This window comes from Hydrogenophaga intermedia (assembly GCF_023715105.1).
Classification (GTDB): domain Bacteria; phylum Pseudomonadota; class Gammaproteobacteria; order Burkholderiales; family Burkholderiaceae_C; genus Hydrogenophaga; species Hydrogenophaga intermedia_A.
Genome location: NZ_JAMBNO010000003.1, coordinates 250,001 through 267,600, shown reverse-complemented (window position 1 = coordinate 267,600; position 17,600 = coordinate 250,001). Strand labels below are relative to the sequence as shown.

General features: G+C 70.3%; 15 protein-coding genes and 2 pseudogenes (1 of these 17 cut by a window edge). 4 read left to right on the top strand and 13 right to left on the bottom strand.

Going from position 1 to position 17,600, the window contains the following annotated elements:
- Positions 1-23: 23 nt before the first annotated feature.
- Both M3149_RS04625 and M3149_RS04620 read right to left on the bottom strand, forming a co-directional pair.
- Positions 24-644, bottom strand: coding sequence for a thioredoxin family protein (locus M3149_RS04625; protein ID WP_251708153.1), 621 nt, complete (start codon positions 642-644; stop codon positions 24-26).
- Between the two features lie 43 nt (positions 645-687).
- Positions 688-2,931, bottom strand: coding sequence for a protein-disulfide reductase DsbD family protein (locus tag M3149_RS04620; protein ID WP_251708152.1), 2,244 nt, complete (start codon positions 2,929-2,931; stop codon positions 688-690).
- A gap of 219 nt (positions 2,932-3,150) precedes the next feature.
- Between M3149_RS04620 and M3149_RS04615 the strand changes: the two genes are divergently transcribed.
- Together M3149_RS04615 and M3149_RS04610 are read left to right on the top strand one after the other, a co-directional pair.
- The gene (locus tag M3149_RS04615) at positions 3,151-4,374 is read left to right on the top strand and encodes an SAM-dependent methyltransferase (RefSeq protein WP_251708151.1); all 1,224 of its coding nucleotides are present in this window, start codon (positions 3,151-3,153) and stop codon (positions 4,372-4,374) included.
- Positions 4,375-4,403: 29 nt separating this feature from the next.
- The gene (locus M3149_RS04610; protein WP_251708150.1) at positions 4,404-5,225 is read left to right on the top strand and encodes a creatininase family protein; all 822 of its coding nucleotides are present in this window, start codon (positions 4,404-4,406) and stop codon (positions 5,223-5,225) included.
- A gap of 29 nt (positions 5,226-5,254) precedes the next feature.
- On the opposite strand, the gene M3149_RS04605 is transcribed toward M3149_RS04610, so the two are convergent.
- The gene (locus M3149_RS04605) at positions 5,255-5,926 is read right to left on the bottom strand and encodes a histidine phosphatase family protein (RefSeq protein ID WP_251708149.1); all 672 of its coding nucleotides are present in this window, start codon (positions 5,924-5,926) and stop codon (positions 5,255-5,257) included.
- Between the two features lie 235 nt (positions 5,927-6,161).
- Here M3149_RS04605 and M3149_RS04600 point away from each other — a divergent pair, with 235 nt between their 5' ends.
- On the top strand, positions 6,162-8,462 hold the full coding sequence (locus tag M3149_RS04600; RefSeq protein WP_251708148.1) for a hybrid sensor histidine kinase/response regulator: 2,301 nt from the start codon (positions 6,162-6,164) through the stop codon (positions 8,460-8,462).
- A gap of 51 nt (positions 8,463-8,513) precedes the next feature.
- Here the strand turns inward: M3149_RS04600 and M3149_RS04595 are convergent, their stop codons facing one another.
- From M3149_RS04595 to M3149_RS04565, 7 genes are read right to left on the bottom strand one after another with little or no spacing between them, the layout of a single operon-like run.
- Positions 8,514-9,488, bottom strand: a complete 975-nt coding sequence (locus tag M3149_RS04595) for a threonine dehydratase (RefSeq protein WP_251708147.1) — start codon at positions 9,486-9,488, stop codon at positions 8,514-8,516.
- A 4-nt stretch (positions 9,489-9,492) separates the two neighbouring features.
- Positions 9,493-10,161, bottom strand: coding sequence for a VOC family protein (locus tag M3149_RS04590; RefSeq protein ID WP_251708146.1), 669 nt, complete (start codon positions 10,159-10,161; stop codon positions 9,493-9,495).
- Between the two features lie 11 nt (positions 10,162-10,172).
- A complete protein-coding gene (locus M3149_RS04585; RefSeq protein WP_251708145.1) occupies positions 10,173-11,048 on the bottom strand; it encodes a PhzF family phenazine biosynthesis protein in 876 nt (291 codons plus the stop codon).
- Positions 11,049-11,057: 9 nt separating this feature from the next.
- A complete protein-coding gene (locus tag M3149_RS04580; RefSeq protein WP_251708144.1) occupies positions 11,058-11,675 on the bottom strand; it encodes a glutathione S-transferase family protein in 618 nt (205 codons plus the stop codon).
- Positions 11,672-12,868, bottom strand: a complete 1,197-nt coding sequence (locus M3149_RS04575) for a PLP-dependent aminotransferase family protein (protein WP_251708143.1) — start codon at positions 12,866-12,868, stop codon at positions 11,672-11,674. The genes M3149_RS04580 and M3149_RS04575 overlap by 4 nt, the downstream gene beginning before the upstream one ends.
- Positions 12,865-13,809 carry a DMT family transporter gene (locus M3149_RS04570; RefSeq protein ID WP_251708142.1) on the bottom strand — a complete coding sequence of 315 codons (945 nt, stop codon included), beginning with the start codon at positions 13,807-13,809 and terminating at the stop codon, positions 12,865-12,867. The genes M3149_RS04575 and M3149_RS04570 overlap by 4 nt, the downstream gene beginning before the upstream one ends.
- A complete protein-coding gene (locus M3149_RS04565; RefSeq protein WP_251708141.1) occupies positions 13,806-14,420 on the bottom strand; it encodes a LysE family translocator in 615 nt (204 codons plus the stop codon). Before M3149_RS04565 ends, M3149_RS04570 begins: the two co-directional genes overlap by 4 nt.
- Before the next feature lie 130 nt (positions 14,421-14,550).
- Between M3149_RS04565 and M3149_RS04560 the strand changes: the two genes are divergently transcribed.
- Positions 14,551-15,954, top strand: coding sequence for a PLP-dependent aminotransferase family protein (locus tag M3149_RS04560; protein ID WP_251708140.1), 1,404 nt, complete (start codon positions 14,551-14,553; stop codon positions 15,952-15,954).
- Positions 15,955-15,966: 12 nt separating this feature from the next.
- On the opposite strand, the gene M3149_RS23305 is transcribed toward M3149_RS04560, so the two are convergent.
- From M3149_RS23305 to M3149_RS23295, 3 genes and pseudogenes are all read right to left on the bottom strand, one after another.
- Positions 15,967-16,302: a hypothetical protein gene (locus tag M3149_RS23305; protein WP_435370727.1), complete on the bottom strand. Its 336-nt coding sequence runs from the start codon at positions 16,300-16,302 to the stop codon at positions 15,967-15,969.
- Positions 16,303-16,521: 219 nt separating this feature from the next.
- Positions 16,522-16,833: pseudogene (locus tag M3149_RS23300) on the bottom strand (ATP-binding cassette domain-containing protein); the annotation flags it as partial.
- Between the two features lie 222 nt (positions 16,834-17,055).
- A pseudogene (locus tag M3149_RS23295) lies at positions 17,056-17,600 on the bottom strand (ABC-F family ATP-binding cassette domain-containing protein) (its annotated part continues 253 nt past the right edge of the window); the annotation flags it as partial.

Below are 17,600 nucleotides of genomic sequence, written 5' to 3'. Positions count from 1 at the left end.
CAGCGCCGCGGGGACGGGCTTGTCTATGCGGCGCCGCTCTTGTACTTGATCGTGCAGCCGTAAGGCCGGCTGGTGCTGACGGACAGCGGCTTGCCAGCGGCGATCTCGGCCATGGCATTGCGGATGTAGGGCGTGGCCTTGGGAATGTCGTCCACGCGTGCCGAAGCGATGCTGTCGATGCCGCCGGCATAGACCAGCTTGCCTTGTGGGTCGACGATGTACATGTGCGGCGTCACGCGCGCGGCGAAGGCGCGGCCGACCTGGCCGTCCTCGTCCATCAGTGTGGCCGTCGCGGCAGCCTTCTGCTCGCTCATCCAGCGCGCCATCTGGGGCGGCGTCAGGTAGTCGGCGCTGGCGTCCTCGGTGGAGTTGATGGCCAGCCACACGATGCCCTTGCTGGCCGCATCCTTCTGCAGCGCCTGCATGTTGCCCTGGTAGTGCTTGCGCACGAACGGACAGCCCGGGTTGTTCCACTCCAGCACCACGTGCTTGCCGCGGAAGTCGGACAGCTTGACCGGCTTGCCGGCGGTGTCCATCAACGTGAAGTCAGGCGCAGCCTGGCCCACGGCGGCCGCGTGCGCGGCGGGCAGAAAGGCGGTGAGCGGCGCAAGCGCGCTCAGGGCGAGCAGGGGACGGCGTTTCATGGCGGGATCTCCTGGTTGGGTGGAAAGTAACGGCGCAATGGATTCAGGGCTGCGCCAGCGCGGTGCGCACCTCGTCGACGCTGAGCACCTCGGACAGCACCGTGACGGGCTGCCCGTTGCGGTAAATCGCGTACACCGGCACGCCGTTGCGGCCGAGCGCGGCGAGCGCCTGCGTCACGGCCGGGTCGCGGCGCGTCCAGTCGGCGCGCAGCAGGGCCACCTGGCCCTCGGCCACGTCGGCCAGCACGCGCTCGTCGGCGAGCGTGGTGCGTTTGTTGTACTGGCAGGTCACGCACCAGGCGGCGGTGAAGTCCACGAACACGGTGCGGCCCTGGGCGGTGAGCTCGGCCTGGCGCTGCGGGCTCCAGGGCTCCCAGGCCACACCCGCCACCGCCGTGGGTGCGGGTGCGGTGGCCGCGTCGGCGGCCTGCAGTTGCACCACGTTCGGTCCGATGCCGATGGCCAGTGCCAGCAGCGCTGCGAGCGAGGCCCCGCCCAGCACCACGCGGGCTTTGCCCGCCAGGCCCAGCGCCCAGATCGCGAGTGCCAGCACCACCAGCAGCATCAGCAGCGCGGCCGCGCCGTCGATGCCGCTTTGCTGGCCAAGCACCCACAGCAGCCAGACCACGGTGGCAAACATGGGGAAGGCCATGAACTGCTTGAAGCGCAGCATCCACGGCCCCGGGCGCGGCAGCGCGCGCGCGACCGCCGGCACCCAGCTGGCGACCAGATAGGGCAGGGCCATGCCCAGGCCAAGCACGGCGAACACCGCCAGCGCCTGCGTGGTGGGCAGCGCCACCGCCAAGCCCAGCGAGGCGCCCATGAAGGGTGCGGTGCAGGGCGAGGCGACGGCGGTGGCCAGCACGCCGGTGAGGAAGGCGTCGGCCGTGGGGTGGCGCAGCTGCAGGCCGGCCAGCCGGCCCGGCGCGAGCTGGCCGAACTCGAACAGGCCGGCCAGATTGAGGCCGATGACGGTGAACAGCACCGCCAGCGCCGCCACCACGGCCGGGCTCTGCAACTGGAAACCCCAGCCGAGCTGCTCGCCCGCGGCGCGCAAGCCCAGCAACAGCGCGCCCAGCGCCATGAAGGACAGCACCACGCCCGCGGTGTAGGCCAGGCCGGCGCGGCGGTGCGCGCGGCGGTCGTCGGCGTGTTGCGCGAAGGCCATCACCTTGATGGCCAGCACCGGGAACACGCAGGGCATGAGGTTGAGGATGAGGCCGCCGATGAGCGCGCCCAGCAGGGCGGCGCCAAGGGTGAGGGAGGTTGTCGATGTGGGCGCGCTGGCACCGGCGCGCGCCGCGTTGGCGTCCAGCGCGGCCTGCAGCGCATCGGGCACGGCCGCCGGCAGCGGGGCGGCCGCAGGCCAGGTGCCCTGCACCGGTACCTGCAGCCGCACGCCGGCCTCGCCCGCGCCCGAACCCGCGGGCTGGGCCGGCGCCACCACCAGCGCCATCTGGGCGGGCGCTTCGAAGCGGTGCGGTGAGAGCGGGATGCGTGCGCTCCAGCGCCCGTCCTCCCAAGCCTGGGTCCACGCCGCGCCGGGCTCGATCACGCCGGTAAGCTCGGGAAAGAACTCCAGCGAGCGGCCGCGCCAGGCGGCGGGCAGGCCGTCCAGCGCCACGCGCAAAAAGCCCTCTTCGGGCTGCAGCTGGCTGGCCCCGGGGGGTTGCTCGCGCGGCAGGGCGGCCTGCATGGCCGCGAACAGCGGGGCATGGCCGGCGCTGGTGCCGTTCACCGGCAGGTCGAGCGCAAAGCTCGCTTCCTCGGGAATGCACTCCTTCTTGCACACCAGCCAGGCGGCGTCGAGCTTGACGGGGAGCGTGTCACCGCGGAAGTTGTCACTCACCTGCAACGGGACCGGCAGGATCACGGTGCCGTCGTAGCCGTAGTTCGCCAAGGTGCCGATCGGGAACTTGCGCGGCGTGGGCCAGGCGATCTCGCCCGCGCTCACGCCCTCCGGCAATGTCCAGCGCAGTTCGGTGGGCAGGCCCGAGTCGCCCGCGTTCTTCCAGTAGGTGTGCCACTCAGGCGCATGCTCCAGGCGCAGGCCCACCCACAACGGCTGGCCCGGGCGCACGCCCTCGGGGGCGTGTGCGACGAGCTCGGCGCGGGTCTGGGGCGACTGGAACACACCGCCGGGCGCCGGCGCACCCGCCGTGAGCGCGCCCAGGCCTTGCGCCAGCGACGGCAGCGCGCAGGCTGCCAGGCCCGCCGGCAGCAACAGACGCAGAACTTGACGCAACAGGGTTTGCCGCACGCGGGCGGCCAGCGAAGATGGGTTCATGGCACGGGGATTGTCGGCCCCACGGGGCCGCCGGGGTATGACGGCACCGGCTCATCCGAGTTCCGGGCCGCGGCGCGCGGCTGTCGGCCGCCAAGCGGGGGCGACGGCCACGCCTGCGCGGGCTCGCCACCCCCGGGGACTTTCCCCGCTCGACATTTTTTCGGTACAACCCGGGTCTGGCCGTTCAACACCTGACCACCACCATCGGAGGGATGCCGCATGGGAGCGATCGTGGAAGTGGCGCTGATGCCCTGGGCGCGGCGCATGAAGGACAAAGTCAACCTGCCGATCCGTCTGTACTGGCGCGACGGCGGCACGCCGCTGGATCTCGGGCATTTCGAGCGCCCCGCGGTCACCATCCGCGTGAAGGACGCGAGCGGCCTGCCGCTGCTGATCGACCCCAACCTCGACACCCTGGGCCGCGCCTACGTGGAAGGCTTGATCGACGTCGAGGGTGCACTGGCCGACGTGGTGGCTGCCGCGCATGGCCTGGCCGATCACGCGCAGCCCGAGAACGGCCTCATCGGGCGCATCAAGCGCAGCTTCGTGCACACGCGCGAGGTCGATGCCGAGGCGATCCAGTACCACTACGACGTGTCCAACGCGTTCTACCGCAGCTGGCTCGACGAGAACATGGTCTATTCCTGCGCGTACTTCGAGAACGGTGACGAGACGCTGGAGCAGGCACAGCTGGCCAAGATCGACCACATCCTGCGCAAGATCCGACTGCAACCCGGCCAGCGCCTGCTCGACATCGGCTGCGGCTGGGGTGCGTTGGTGCTGCGCGCGGCCAGCAGCTTCGGTGCGCGTTGCGTGGGCATCACGTTGTCGAAGAACCAGCACGAACTGGCCACCGAGCGCGTGAGGCAGGCCGGCCTGCAGGACCGCATCGAGATCCGCCTGCAGGATTACCGCGACGTGCGCGACGAGCCGTTCGACCGCGTCACCAGCGTGGGCATGTTCGAGCACGTGGGGCTGGACAACCTGGTGCCTTACTTCCAGCAGATCCGTCGGCTGCTTCGGCCCGAAGGCTGGGCCATGAACCACGGCATCACCAGCACCGACGCCCACGACGGCGAGACGAAGCACGGCGGCGGCAGCTTCATCGAGCGTTACGTGTTTCCGCGCGGCGAGTTGCCGCACATCGGGACCGTGTTGCGCACCATGCAGGAGGGCGGGCTGGAGGCCTTCGACATCGAGAACCTGCGCCGCCACTACGCACGCACCTGCAGCGCCTGGAGCGAGCGCTTCGAGGCCAGTGCGCACGCGCTGCGCTCCATGGTCGACGAGAGGACCTGGCGCATCTGGCGCGTCTATCTTGCCGGCTGCGCATGGGCGTTCGAGCACGATGAGATCGCGCTGTACCAGGTGCTGTGCCGGCCCTCGGGGCGTGTGGCGGCGGAGCTCCCGTGGTCGCGGCGCTGGCTCTACGACGGCCGCTGACCGGGCGCCGCAGGCCCTAAGATCGCGCGATGCCGCAAGCCCTGCCCTCGCGCTTCTGGAGCGACCTCACCACCACCGACTTCGCCGCACTCGACGGCGCGCGCACCATCGCCGTGCTGCCGGTGGCCGCCGTCGAGCAACACGGCCCGCACCTGCCGCTGTCGGTGGATGCCGACATTGCGCGCGGTGTCATCGACGCGGCGCTGCCGCACCTGGCGGCCGACCTGCCGGTGCTGTTCCTGCCGCCGCAGGTGGTGGGCTTCTCGCCCGAGCACACGGCGTTTGCGGGCACGCTCACGCTCAAGGCCGAGACGCTGATCCGCCTGTGGACCGAACTGGGTGAATGTGTGGCCGACGCCGGCGTGAAGAAGCTGGTGCTGTTCAACACGCACGGCGGGCAGACGGGCCTGCTGGACCCGGTGGCGCGCGATCTGCGCGCGCGTCGCGGCCTGCTGGCGTTCAGCACGAGCTGGTTCCAGTGGCCGCTGCGCGGACCGGATGGCGAAGACATCAACGCGCGCTTTGCGGCGCAAGAGCACCGCTTCGGCATCCACGGGGGCGAGATCGAAACCTCGCTCATGCTTGCCTTGCGCCCGGAGCGCGTGCGCATGGCGCTGGCGCAGCACTTTCGCTCCAGCAGCGAGCAGCGCGCGGCGCAGTTCGAGCTGCTGGGCAACGGGCGCAGCGCGCGCTTTGCCTGGCAGACCCAGGATCTCAATGCCAGCGGTGCGGTCGGCAACGCCGCGGCGGCCACGGCGGACAACGGCGCAGCGCTGCTCGACGCCGCGGGGCGCGCGCTGGCGCAGCTGCTGAGCGAGATCGATCACCTGCCGGCAGACACCCTGCGCTGACGCCGCCGCGCGGCTCGCCGGGCGGCGCCTCAGGCGTAGGTGATCCAGTCCCGGTAGTCGGGGTGATCCAGGTGCGGCAGCGTGTTGTACGTGAGCAGGCTGTGCCGCTTGGGCGTGAACTGGAACTCCGTCACCGCGCAGTTGCGGATGCGCAGGTTCAGCTCGATGGTGGCCTCGGGGCTGAGCCCGAGGACGTGGCCCACCGCGGTGGCGATCGGCCCGCCGCTGGAGACGATGAGCACGTTCTGGCCATGATGTTGCGCCCGCACGTGGTCGAGCGCGCCGGTGATGCCACGCACGAAGTCGTCGTAGCTGGGCATGCCCTGCGGGCTCACGGTGCCGGCCATCCACTGTGTCAGCCCGTCGCGCAACAGGCGGAAGTGGTGGCGGTAGGCCTCGGGCGTGTCGGGCTTCTGTAGCGGCTGCGGGTGGATGCTGCGGATCACGGCCTCGGCGTCGTATTCGTTGAGGCCGGGCCAGGCCAGCGGCTGCAGCGCCATGCCCGCGCCCTCGGCGATGCCCTCGAAGGTCTGCGCGTGGCGTTTGAGCGTGCCCGTGATCGCAGCGTCGAACCGCAGACCTCGCTCGGCCCAGTGTTGGCCCAGGCGCACGGCTTGCCGCTGACCGAGCTCGCTGAGCCGGTCGTAGTCATCGGTGCCGAAAGAGGCCTGGCCATGCCGCACGAGGTAGAGCGTTCCCATGCGGGGCATTCTCGGTGGCGCATCGGCGCGGCTTTTGTCCCGGCAGCGACTGGGCAGTGGCCGGACTGTCACCTGCGCGAAAGGGTGTTGGCCGCCGCTGCAGGCGGTTAGCGCCGGTTTTGCCCCTCTTTTTTCGCGTGCTGCACCGCGGCCGGCGTGTTGCAATCGCCAAGCGGTGTTCTGCGGAAGTGCCGTTGCCCGATCTCCCGACAGCCCAACACCGGTATTCCTGTCCATGTCTTTCGAACTGCAGACGCTGCAGACCTTGCTGGCCTTGTGGGTCGGGCTGGACATCGTCGTCGCGCTGGCCTTTGCCACCCAGTACCGGCGCGTGACGCGCAACGATGCGGCGGGCTGGTGGGCGCTTGCCTGCCTGGCTCACCTGCTCGGCCTGATCGCCGTGGCGGCGCGCCCCTGGATGGCGGCGTGGATCGCCCTGCCGCTGGGCAACGTGTTGTTCACCCTCACGTTCGCGCTGCTGTGGATCGGTCTTCGCGCGCACACCGGTCTGCCGCTGGCGCGAGCGCTGCAGGTCGTGGGCGCGCTGCTGGCAGGGTCCTGTGCGGCCTACCTGTTCTTCCTGCTGGTCGTGGACAGCGTGGCCGGGCGTCAACTGGTCTGGGTGGGCTCGAACGTGCTGTTGCTGGGGGGCATGCTGCGCGACGTGCGCCGCCGCGCGCCGCGCCCGTTGTCGATGGAATGGCGCTCCCTGCGCTGGGTTCTGATGGCGCAGATCGCCGGCATGCTGGCTTCGGTGGTGCTGGCGCAGGCATTGCAGTGGACGCTGCAGCAGACCGTCGGCGCGCTGCTGTTCTTCTTTTTCTTCGCCTACCTCTTCAACGCGCTGGTGCTCAACGGGTTGATCACCTTGCGCCTGCGCCAGGAGGCCGAACTGGCCCGCGCCGAGGAACGCCAGCGCGAGACGGATCTGCGCCACCTGCTGGACAACCTGGACGCTGGCGTGATGGTGTTCCACCCCGATCACACGCTGTGGCGCATGAACAGCGCAGCGCGGCGCTGGCTCGGCTGGGAAGAGTCGCGCGACAGCAGTCTGCTGGTCGAGCCGGTGCGCGTGGACTGGCAGATGCTGGGCGAGGATGGTGAGCCGCTGCGCCGCCACGACTTGCCCTTCGAGCGCGTGCTCGTCACCGGCCAGCCGGTGCGCGGCGCCATCGTGGGCATGGCCACGGACGGCGGCGCGCGCGTGCGCTGGGCCCTGTGCAGCGCCTACCCCGAAAACGATGCCCACGGTGGTCTGCGCAGCGTGGTGCTGACCTTCATCGATATCACCGCGATGCGCACTGCCCAGGCCGAGCAGAAAGCCCTGGAGGCGCGGCTCGCGCAGTCGCAGAAGATGCAGGCACTGGGTACCCTGGCCGGCGGCGTCGCGCACGACTTCAACAACATCCTTGCCGCCATCCTGGGCAATGCCGACCTGGCGCGCGAGGATCTCGCCGCGGGTGCGCGCGCGCACGAGAGCCTCGAAGAGATCAGCACCGCGGCGCGGCGCGGGCGCGAACTGGTGCGCCAGATCCTGGCCTTCAGCCGCCAGCAACCCCTGGCGCGGCAGCGCCTGCAACTGGCGGACGTGGTGGCCGAATCCTGCGCGTTGCTGCGCGCGGCCCTGCCGCCTCAGCTGCAGCTGGTGCAGTCGCTGGGCGAGAAGGTCCCCGAGATCTGCGCCGACCCGACCCAGCTGCAGCAGGTGCTGGTCAACCTCGGTACCAACGCCGTGCACGCCATGCAGGGCCGCGGCGGGTGCGTGACCTTCGCACTCGACACGCTGGCGTCGCACGACGCCAGCCTGCCACCCGAGATGGCGCAGGTCTGTGCCGAGACGGGCCTGCCGGCCGTGCGCCTGCGCGTGATCGATGAAGGTTGTGGCATGGACGATGCGGTGCTGCACCGCGTGTTCGAGCCCTTCTTCACCACCAAGCCGGTCGGGCAGGGCACCGGTCTGGGCCTGCCGGTGGTGCTGGGCATCGTGGAGGCGCATGGCGGCCACATCGGCCTGTGCAGCCGCCCCGGCGAAGGCACCACCGTCACACTGCTGTTTCCTCCCGCCAACACCGCCGCGGACACACCCGCCACCAAACCCGTCACAATGGCCCGCGTGGAACACAACCCCGCCGCCAGACCCGAGGCCGACGACGGCCATGCACCGCACGTGCTCTATCTCGACGACGACGACACGCTCGTCTTTCTGGTGCGCCGCCTGCTGGAACGCCGGGGTTACCGAGTCACCGCGGTGGGCTTGCAGGAAGAGGCGTTGACCCTCGTGCGCGAGCGCCCGGGCCACTACGCGCTGCTGCTGACCGACTACAACATGCCCGGCATGTCGGGCCTGGACGTCGCGCGCGCCGCGCTGGCGGCCGACCCGTCACTCACCGTGGCCGTGGCCTCGGGCTACATCACCGACGAACTGCAGGCCGAGGCGCAGGCCGCCGGCGTGCGCGAGGTGGTGTTCAAGACCGACGCGGTCGACCAGTTCTGCGAAATCGTCGCGCGGCTGGTCACGCCTCCCGCCGACGCCTGAACGCCCCGGGCCGCCAGCCCTGCGGTGCAGCACGCGCTTTCGGCGAAGCGCTCACACCCCGGTTCCCGCCAGCACGCGGGCAAAGCGCGCGCTGTCCACGTTGGCGCCGCTCAGGGTCGTGCCCACCACCTGTCCGCGCAGCGCAGCGCGTTCCTGCCACGCGGCCGCAAAGCCCGCAGCGCCTGCGCCCTCGGCCACGTTGTGGGTGTCGGCAAACAGCATGCGCATGGCCTCGGCCACCTCGGCATCGCTCACACGAACCACATGGTCGAGCTCGCGCGCCAGAATGGCCAGGGCGTCTGCTTCGGCCACACGGCAGGCCATGCCGTCGGCAAGTTCGGTGCTCACGGCCGCTTCCACCACGCGGCCAGCGGCCAGCGAGTCGGCGTAGGTGGTCGCGTGTGCGCTGACCACGCCCACGATGCGCGTCTTCATCCCGAGCGCAAGCTTGGCCGCGATGGCCGAGCAAACACCCGAACCCAGGCCGATCGGCACGTAGAGCACGTCCAGGTGCGGCGCAGCGCGAAAGAACTCCCACCATGCCGTGGCCACGCCGCGGAGCAGGTCGGTGTGAAAGCTGGGCACCATGTGCGCACCGTGCTCGGCTGCCAGTGCAAACGCGTGCTCGCGCGCCACCTGAAACTCATCGCCGTGCTCGATCAGTGCGGCGCCCAGGCTGCGCATGGCGGCATTCTTCTCGACCGAATTGCCATGCGGCACAACGATGGTGCAGGGCACGCCGTGCGTGCGCGCGGCCCAGGCCACGCTCTGGCCATGGTTGCCGCGCGTGGCGCTGATGACCGCGCGTGGCAATGCACCGCGGCGCGCCAGCGCGTCGAAATAGGTCAGGCCGCCGCGGATCTTGAACGCGCCGACGGGCGTGTGGTTCTCGTGCTTGAGCCAGCACTCGGTGCCCAGGCGTTCGCTGAGCAAGGCCCAGCGGTGTTGCGGCGTGGGGCCGAAGGCGCGGTAGACCACGGCGGCGGCGTCTTCGATGTCGGCGAGGGTGGGCAGGGTCACGCTCATGGTGTCAACGCAGTTCCCGTGCCTGTTCGCGGTCGAAGAGGCGCGGTGTGATGGCGGGTTCGCCGTTGTCCACCGCTTGCGCGTGCAGGCCGATGGCGGCCAGCGCGGTGTGCACGGCCACGGCCTGCGGGTGCGCGAGCCCGAGCCCCTGCAGCCGCAGGCCGCTCTCGGGCAGGGTGTGCGCGGGGTGAGGGCCGCTCCACTGGATGAGCGTGGGGAGCACGCCATCGAACAGGCGCGCGCCGTCGTCGCGCACGGTGATGCGCCACTGCAGCAGGCCGCGCGGCGTGTCGCGAGAGGCCGTGAGCACCGGGCCCGGGTCGAGTCCCAGCGCGAGCCAGGCCCGGCGGGCGGCCTCGATGTCGTCGACGCGCGCCACCCAGTGGATGACCTGCGGGCCCTGGCGCTGCAGCCGCTCGCGCAAGGCGGGGTCATCGAAGTCGAACCAGCGCTTGAGCGGATGCGCGCGTGTGGGCCGCGCGGCGGGGTTGATCGCGATCACTTCGAGGTAGGCGCGCTCGGCACCGTCGAGCCGCAGCAGGCGGTTGTGGGTGCCGAAGAGGGCATGCGCGCCGCCCGGGGCCGGCGTGCGCTTGAGCGTTCGTTCGCACCAGGCCACCCCTTCGTCTAACGAGGCGGCCGCGACAACGAGGTGGTCGAAGGCGGCATGCATCGGGGTGTCCTTCAGAGCTGAACCGTGCCCTGGATGCAGGTGACCGTCTCGCCACCGATCCACACCGTGCCGTCGCTCGCGCGCTCCACGTGCACGCGGCCGGCGCGCTGCAGCGCCGTCCCCTGGGCGGCCACGTAGCGCTCGGGCGCCATGCCGGCGCCGATGAGCCACTGCGCAAGCGCTGCGTTGAGGCTGCCGGTCACCGGGTCTTCGACGAGGCCGTTGTTGCCCGGGAAGAAGGCGCGCACCTCGAAGGCGATGTCCTCGGCGTGCGAAGCGCCCACCACGCCCACCTTGCCGCGGGGTCCGACGACGCCCACGTCCAGACCCGCGAGCACGGCGGCGTCGGGCTTGATTGCAAGCACCTGTTCGGCGCTGCGCAGCATCACACCGCGCCAGCCCGGGCCGTTGTCGCACCAGCTGTGGGCCACGATGTCGTCGCGCGTCACACCCAGGCCGCGTGCGATCAGCGTCAGGTCGGCGTCGTCCAGCGGGCCCGAGCGGCGCAGCGGGGGTGCGGCGAACGCGAGGCGTGCGCCGTCGCGGCGGATCTTCACCAGGCCCACACCACACTCCTGCACCACATGCTCACCCTGCGGACGCCCGCCCGCGGCCAGCCAGGTGTGGGCCGTGCCGAGCGTGGGGTGGCCGGCGAAGGGGAGCTCGCGCCCGGGGCAGAAGATGCGCACGCGGTAGTCGGCGCCTGCCTGTCGGGCTTCGTCGCTGGGCGGCAGCAAGAAGGTGCACTCCGACAGGTTGGTCCAGTTGGTGAAATGCTGCATCTGCTCGGTGCTCAGGTCCGAGCCGTCGAGCACCACCGCGAGCGGATTGCCGCGGTACGGCGTGGCCGTGAAGACGTCGACCTGGGCGAAGGGGCGGGTTTTCATGGAAAGCACTCAGGACAGGGGAAGGTCAAGCACGCCGCGGGCGCAGGGCTGGGCGAGCCAATGGTCGAAGTAACGCTGGAGGTGAGGCCACGCGGGGCGCGCTTGCGGCAGGCCGAACCAGCGGTGCAGCTCGCAGGCGATCGGAAAGTCGGCCATGCCGGGTTCGTCGCCGAGCATGAAGGCGCGCTGCGCGAGGTGCTGGTCGAGCCAGGTGAGCAGCGGCTCGGTGGCCTTGACCGATGCGGCGATCGCAGCATGATCGCGCTGCGCGGCGGGCGTGCGAACCCATTGCACGAAAGCGGGGCCGCTGGCGCGGTTGAGCGTGGTCTGCTGCCAGTCCATCCAGCGCTCGGCGTCGGCGCGCAGACGCAGGTCCGCGGGGTAGCCGCGCCCCTCTCGCGCGCACAGGTAGCGCACGATGGCATTGCTCTCCCAGAGCGTGAAGTCGCCGTCCTGCAACACGGGCACCAGACCGTTGGGGTTGAGGGCGCGGTAGGCGGGGGTGTCAACGACGCCGAAGGCCATGCCGGCGTCGGTGCGCGGCAGTTCAAGGTCGAGCCACTGGGCGCACAGCACCACCTTGCGCACGTTGATCGAGCTCAGTCGGCCCCAGAGGTGAAGGCTCATGCGGCCACAGTGACGGTACGTGGCAGGTGTTCGCGAACCGTCTGCGCCAGCGCCGCAATGCCGCGATCGATCTGCTCGACGCTGGCCGTGACGAAGGACAGGCGCAGTGCGCGCGGGTCGGGCCGATCGGTGTAGAACGGTGCGCCAGGCACGAAAGCCACGCCGCGCTCCACCGCGTGTGGCAGCAGCGCCACCGCGTCCATGCCCTCGGGCAGGCGCAGCCACAGGAACATGCCGCCGTCGGGCGCGTTCCATTGCACGTCCAGTCCGGCCATCTCGCGCTGCAGCGCGGCGAGCATGGCGTTGCATTGCGCGTGGTACAGCGCGCGGATGGTGGGCACGTGGCGCTCGAGGAAGTTGCCCTCGAGCACGCGACTCACCAGGCGCTGGTTGAAACCGGGGGTGTGCAGGTCGGCCGCCTGCTTGGCTTGCAGCAACTTGGGGTAGAGCGCCTTGGGCGCCACGAGGTAGCCCAGGCGCAGCCCTGGCGCGAGCACCTTGGAGAACGAGCCCAGGTAGAGGCTGCCCTCGGGGTTGCGTGCGGTCAGCGGCGCCGGCGGCGGCGCGTGGAACCAGAGGTCGCCATAGGGGTTGTCCTCCACGATGGGCAGACCGGCTTCGGCCGCGGCTTGCACCACGGCGGCGCGGCGGGCCTCGCTCATCGTGCGGCCGGTGGGGTTCTGGAAGTTGGGCAACAGATAGGCGAAGCGCGCACCCGGCGCCTGGCGCCGCAGGTCGTCGGGGTCCACGCCCTCGGCGTCGCTGGCCACGCCCTGGAAGTGCGGCTCCATCGGCGTGAAGGCCTGCAGCGCGCCCAGGTAGGTGGGCGTTTCCACCAGCACGCGGCTGCCGCTGTCGATCAACACCTTGGCGACCAGGTCGAGCCCCTGCTGGCTGCCGGTGGTGATGAGCACCTGCGAGGCGTCCACGTTCCAGGGCAGTTGACTCGCCACCCACTCGCGCAGCGGCGCATGGCCTTCGCTGGCGGCATATTGCAGCGCAGCCGAAGCGTCCAGGCGCAACACCTCGGCACAAGCCTCGGCGAAGGCACTGACCGGGAACGTTCTGGGCGATGGCAGGCCACCCGCGAAGCTGATGATGCCAGGCCGCTCGGTCACCTTGAGGATCTCGCGCAGCACGGACGGATTCATGCGCTCGGCACGGCGCGACAGGGTCCAGGATGTCTTGTTCATGGCGTGGCCTTGACGGGGGTGGGTAACGTGTCTGTGGATGCGGCAGGCGGTGGCGCGGCGCCAAAGCGGCGGCCGGCGAACACGCTGACCACCACGGCCAGCGCGAACACCAGGGTGAGCTTGTCCAGCGTTTCCCCCAGCAGCGGTACGGCCACGCCGATGGCGATGAAGGGTTGCAAGAGCTGCAGTTGGCTCACGCGCAAGGCGCCGCCCAGCGCGAGCCCGCGGAACCACGCAAAGAAGCCCGCCCACATGGAGAACACGGCAACATAGCCCAGCGCCAGCCACGCACCGGTCCGCACCGGGCCTTCGGGCCAGGTGAGCAGCGCACCGGGCAACGTGACCGGCAGTGCGAGCGCGCAGATCCAGCTGATCACGCGCTCGGCACCGAGCGCGGGCGTGACCTGCGTGCCGCCCACGTAGCCCAGTGCCGCAGCCATCACGGCGCCCACGAGCAGCGAATCGGCCCAGGTCAGGCCGAAACCATGACCCATCTGGTGGGCACGCAGCAGGCTGTAGACCATCACGAGCAAGCTGCCCAGCACGGCGAACACCCAGAAGCCCAGGCGTGCGCGCTGGTGCATGAGCCAGGCTGCCACGGCCGCGGTGGCCAGCGGCAGCAGGGCAATGAACACCGCCGCGTGGCTGGCGCTCACGTGCCGCAGCGCCCAGCCCAGCAGCAGCGGAAATCCGAGCACGTTACCCAGCGCCGCCAGCGCCAGCGGGCCGCGATGCGCTGGCTGAGGCCAGGGCGCGCGCGTGGCCCACAGCCAGGCGACGGAGAGCAGGCCGGCGATGGCCGCGCGCGCCCAGGTCACGAACCAGGGCGAGAGTTGTGGCGCGTCGGCGCTGCCGGTGGCCAGGCGCGTCATGGGCAGCGTGAGGCCGAAGACAGCCACCCCCACCAGACCCAGCAGCATGCCGCGGGTTTCGTCTTTCATACGGTGAGCATCCACAGGGCCGTGGCGACCAGCACCCCGGCCAGCACGCGGTTGAACCACAGCAGGCGCCGCCCGCGGGCGAGCCAATCGCGCAGCAACGAGCCGATGAGCGCGTAGGCAAAGTTGCTGCTGAATGCAAACAAGACCATCACCACACAGACGATGGCCAGCCGCTCGCCCGGATTCGCCGCGGGCGCGCCGGCACTGCTGACCACCCAGCCCGCACTCAGCGTGAGCGCCAGCATCCAGGCCTTGATGTTGACGAACTGCAGGCTCACGCCCTGCCAGAAAGTGACCTGCAGTCGCAACGGGTCGGCCTGCGCCAGGCGTGATGCGCCCGCGAGTTGCCAGGCCAGCCACAGCATGTAGGCGACGCCGGTGAGCTTGACGCCCCAACGCAGCACGGGAACGCCGGTGATGAGCGCGCCGACACCCAGGCCGGTGGCTAGCATCAGCAGCGTCCAGCCGGTGGGCACCGCGAGGCAGAAGCGCAACGCGCGCCGCAAACCGAAGTTGGCCGCGAGTGCGGTGGACAACGTGGTGTTGGGCCCCGGCGAGAAGCTCATCGCGGTGCAGAAGATCAGCAGGGCGGTCAGTTCGGTGGCAGACATGGAAACAGGGGGACTGGCGGTGCCGGGACGATCAATGTACCCTTGCTGGTCAATACACGATCAGTACAGTTGACCGGCTCAGATCGGAAGCTGTATGGTCTGAGCCACCCATACAGCCGAGTCCCTGCCCATGTTGATGAAGAGCGCGACACAGTCGCTCACGGAGCAACTGGCCGAGCGTTACGCCGAGCGAATCCGCCAGCGGTTGTTGGCGCCCGGCGCGCGCCTGCCCTCGGTGCGCGAGTGCGCGCGCGTGCACGGTGTGAGCCCGTCCACCGTCGTGGCGGCCTACGACCTGCTGCTGGCGCAAGGCCTGGTGCACGCACGCAAGCAGCGAGGCTTCTTCGTGCGCGAGCCGCTGGCGCCGCGCAGCGATACGCACAGCCGCCCGCCGACGCCGGCCAGCCCGGGGCCGATCAACGCGAGCGCGCTCATCCGCGGGATGTTTCATCGCGTGAGCGACAAGCCGCAGCCCGGCATGGGTGTGTTTCCGCCGGACTGGCTGGAAACAGCGTTCATGCCAGCCGCGGTGCGCCGCATGGTCGGTACCCGAGCGCTGAACGACGCCTCGCTGCACTACGGCGAGCCCATGGGCGACAGCGGGCTGCGGCGCGTGCTGTCACAGAAGCTGGCTGGTCACAGCGTGCATGCGTCGCCCGAACAGATCATCACCACCGTGGGCGCCACCCATGCGCTGGACATCGTGAGCCGCACACTGCTGCGACCGGGCGACCCGGTGATGGTGGAGGAGCCGGGCTGGGCGGTGGAGTTCGCGCGCCTGGCCGCGCTGGGCATGCGCGTGCTGCCGGTGCCCCGCGGCCCCGAAGGGCCTGACCTTGACGTGATGCAGCGCCTGGCCGAGGCGCACCGACCCAAGCTGTACGTGAGCGTGAGCGTGCTACACAACCCCACCGGCTACAGCCTGTCACCTGGCAGTGCGCACCGGTTGCTGCAGATGGCCCAGCGACACGGTTTCCACATCGTCGAGGACGACACCTACAGCCACCTGGCGCCCGAACACGCGACGCGCCTGAGCGCGCTCGATGGCCTGCAGCGCACGATCTACGTGGGCGGTTTTGCCAAGATCCTTGCGCCCAACTGGCGCATCGGCTTCCTGGCCGCGCCACCTGCGCTGGTCGAGGCCTTGCTCGACACCAAGCTGCTGAGCACCTTGACCACGCCCGCGCTCCTGGAGAAGGCGCTCGCGCACTGCATCGAACACGGCCAGCTGCGCCGCCACGCCGAGCGCATCCGGGTGCGGCTGGATGCGGCGCGCTCGCGCAGCGCCAAGCTCGCGATGGCCGCAGGCTGTCGTTTCGTCGCCGAACCCATGGGGCTGTTCGGCTGGGTCGACACGGGCGTGGACACCGATGCACTCGCGCAGCGTTTGCTTGATGACGGTCACCTGATCGCGCCGGGCGCGCTGTTCCACGCCGCGCGGGCGCCCAGCACGCTCATGCGCATCAACTTCGCGACCACGCAGGACGCGGGTTTCTGGCGCACCTATTCGCGTCGCGTCGCGCAGGTCACCTGACAACGCCTGGCGTCAGCGTGCGCTGAGCGTCTCCTGGCGCTCCAGGGCCGCGAGCCATTCCTCCTCCACCGCCACCAGCCGCTCGGCCAGTTCGGCCGCGCGCGCAGGCTGCGTGCCGTAGAGGCTGCCGTCGCCCAGCTCGGCCGAGAGTGCGGCCTGCTCAGCCTCCAGCGCCGCGATGCGCGCGGGCAGGGCGTCGAGCTCGCGTTGTTCCTTGTAGCTGAGCTTGCGCCGGCTGGACGCATCCGCCGGCGCTGCCGCTCGCTCGGGCTCCGGTCGGGGAGAGGCGACCGCCGAGGATGGGGCCTGTTGTGCGGCGCGAGCCGATTGCGTGAGCCAGTCCTGCACGTCGCCCACGTACTCGCGCCAGCGTCCCTCGCCTTCGGCCACCAGCGTGCTCGTCACCACGTTGTCGAGGAAGCGCCGGTCGTGGCTGACCAGGAACACCGTGCCGTCGTACTGCTGCAGCAGGTCCTCCAGCAACTCCAGGGTGTCGATGTCGAGGTCGTTCGTGGGCTCGTCCAGCACCAGCACGTTGGCCGGCCGCGCGAACAGGCGTGCCAGCAGCAGGCGGTTGCGTTCACCGCCCGACAGGGTGCGCACCGGGGCGTTGGCGCGCGCAGGGGAAAAGAGAAAGTCGCTCAGGTAGCTCTTGACGTGCGTGCGCTTGTCGCCGATCTCGATCCACTCGCTGCCGGGGCTGATGAAGTCTTCGAGCGTCGCGTCGAGGTTGATCTGCTCGCGCAGCTGGTCGAAGTACGCCACCTGCAGCCGGCTGCCCTGGCGCACCACGCCTGCATCGGGCGCCAGCTCGCCCAGGATCAGCTTGAGCAGCGTCGTCTTGCCCGCGCCGTTGGGGCCGATCACCCCGATCTTGTCGCCACGAAGGATCGTGGCCGAGAAATCGTGCACCACCGTCTTGCGCCCACCGCCGGGCAACGGGAAGGATTTGCTGACGCCTTGCAGTTCGGCCACGATCTTGCCGCTGGCGGTACCGGTGTCGACCTCGAGCTTCACTCGGCCGAGCGCTTCGCGCCGCCCGGCGCGCTGCTCTCGCAGGCGCTCCAGCCGCACGATGCGGCCTTGCGCGCGGGTGCGACGCGCTTCCACGCCCTTGCGGATCCAGACCTCCTCCTGCGCCAGCAGCTTGTCGGCCTTGGCGTTGACCACCGCCTCCTGTGCCAGCTGCGCCTCCTTCTGCGCCTGATATTGGGCGAAGTTGCCCGGGTAGCTGCCAAGCCGGCCGCGGTCAAGTTCCACGATGCGTGTGGTCACGCGGTCCAGAAAGGCGCGGTCGTGGCTGATCACCACCACGGACCCTGGAAACGCCAGCAGCAGTTCCTCAAGCCAGGCGATGCTGTCCAGGTCGAGGTGGTTGGTCGGTTCGTCCAGCAGCAGCACGTCCGGGCGGCTCACCAGGGCTTGCGCCAGTGCGACGCGTTTGCGGTTCCCCCCGGACAACTCGCCAAGGCGCAACGCAGGATCGAGGTGCAGCCGATCCAGAGTCTGCGCAACCCGGCTCTCCCAGTTCCAGGCGTCCAGCGCTTCGATCTGCGCCTGCAGCACGTGCAGATCCACACCGTCGCCACCTCGCTCGTAGCGCTCACGCGCCAGGATGGCTTCGCGCAGGCCGGCGCTGGCCGCCT

Coding starts and splice junctions, on each gene's coding strand:
- M3149_RS04560 (WP_251708140.1), top strand. CDS start 14,551: ATGTTGATGAAGAGCGCGACACAGTCGCTCACGGAGCAACTGGCCGAG.
- M3149_RS04620 (WP_251708152.1), bottom strand. CDS start 2,931: ATGAACCCATCTTCGCTGGCCGCCCGCGTGCGGCAAACCCTGTTGCGT.
- M3149_RS04595 (WP_251708147.1), bottom strand. CDS start 9,488: ATGAGCGTGACCCTGCCCACCCTCGCCGACATCGAAGACGCCGCCGCC.
- M3149_RS04585 (WP_251708145.1), bottom strand. CDS start 11,048: ATGAAAACCCGCCCCTTCGCCCAGGTCGACGTCTTCACGGCCACGCCG.
- M3149_RS04580 (WP_251708144.1), bottom strand. CDS start 11,675: ATGAGCCTTCACCTCTGGGGCCGACTGAGCTCGATCAACGTGCGCAAG.
- M3149_RS04575 (WP_251708143.1), bottom strand. CDS start 12,868: ATGAACAAGACATCCTGGACCCTGTCGCGCCGTGCCGAGCGCATGAAT.
- M3149_RS04610 (WP_251708150.1), top strand. CDS start 4,404: ATGCCGCAAGCCCTGCCCTCGCGCTTCTGGAGCGACCTCACCACCACC.
- M3149_RS04600 (WP_251708148.1), top strand. CDS start 6,162: ATGTCTTTCGAACTGCAGACGCTGCAGACCTTGCTGGCCTTGTGGGTC.
- M3149_RS04625 (WP_251708153.1), bottom strand. CDS start 644: ATGAAACGCCGTCCCCTGCTCGCCCTGAGCGCGCTTGCGCCGCTCACC.
- M3149_RS04565 (WP_251708141.1), bottom strand. CDS start 14,420: ATGTCTGCCACCGAACTGACCGCCCTGCTGATCTTCTGCACCGCGATG.
- M3149_RS04605 (WP_251708149.1), bottom strand. CDS start 5,926: ATGGGAACGCTCTACCTCGTGCGGCATGGCCAGGCCTCTTTCGGCACC.
- M3149_RS04570 (WP_251708142.1), bottom strand. CDS start 13,809: ATGAAAGACGAAACCCGCGGCATGCTGCTGGGTCTGGTGGGGGTGGCT.
- M3149_RS04590 (WP_251708146.1), bottom strand. CDS start 10,161: ATGCATGCCGCCTTCGACCACCTCGTTGTCGCGGCCGCCTCGTTAGAC.
- M3149_RS04615 (WP_251708151.1), top strand. CDS start 3,151: ATGGGAGCGATCGTGGAAGTGGCGCTGATGCCCTGGGCGCGGCGCATG.